This window comes from Desulfobulbus rhabdoformis (assembly GCF_016919065.1).
Taxonomy (GTDB): Bacteria; Desulfobacterota; Desulfobulbia; order Desulfobulbales; family Desulfobulbaceae; genus Desulfobulbus; species Desulfobulbus rhabdoformis.
In genome coordinates this window covers 1-645 of the sequence record NZ_JAFFQA010000152.1, presented here as the reverse complement: position 1 = coordinate 645, position 645 = coordinate 1, and the positions used below count along the sequence as shown (strand labels likewise).

Sequence of the window (645 nt, the reverse complement as noted above, 5' to 3'; positions counted from 1 at the left end):
ATCAACCCCGCTCTATACTGTTCAGTTTTGAGAGATCAAGGGCATTGGGCCTATAGCTCAGCTTGGTTAGAGCGCACGCCTGATAAGCGTGAGGTCGGTGGTTCAAGTCCACCTAGGCCCACCAAGCTGATCGGATCGTAAAGGTTGGGGGTGTAGCTCAGCTGGGAGAGCGCCTGCCTTGCACGCAGGAGGTCATCGGTTCGATCCCGTTCACCTCCACCAGTCTTTAGAAGTCTAAGACAAGATGACGAACATCTTTGATGTTCATCATCTTCTTTTAAACTTTTAAATATACAAATGGTTTCAGGTGCGACAGATTTGGTCATTTAAGACCCATCGCTAGAGTAAGCTCTGCCATGTGTTTTAAATGTCCGAAGATGGCGTGCATGAGAACATTTGAAGATCTTTGACAATTGAATAGCAGGGTATCTAAATCGTAAACCCGATTGGTGCTTGCAAAGCTTAGGCTTTGTGCACGATAACAGTCGGTGTATTACAGAATTAAGCGTTTAGAGTTATAACTTAGTTTATAAAAGACTTATGGTTAAGCTACTAAGGGCTGACGGCGGATGCCTTGGCACTAGGAGGCGATGAAGGACGTGGAAAACTGCGATAAGCTTCGGTGAGCTGTTAACAGGCTATGAC

The 645-nt window shown here is 45.9% G+C and carries 2 tRNA genes and 1 rRNA gene; all 3 read left to right on the top strand.

From position 1 onward, the window contains the following. Positions 1 to 46: 46 nt before the first annotated feature. Positions 47 to 124: transfer RNA gene (locus JWJ90_RS22870), tRNA-Ile, on the top strand. Positions 125 to 146: 22 nt separating this feature from the next. Next, positions 147 to 222, top strand: a tRNA-Ala gene (locus JWJ90_RS22865). Between the two features lie 320 nt (positions 223 to 542). Next, positions 543 to 645: ribosomal RNA gene (locus JWJ90_RS22860) — 23S ribosomal RNA — on the top strand; the annotation flags it as partial.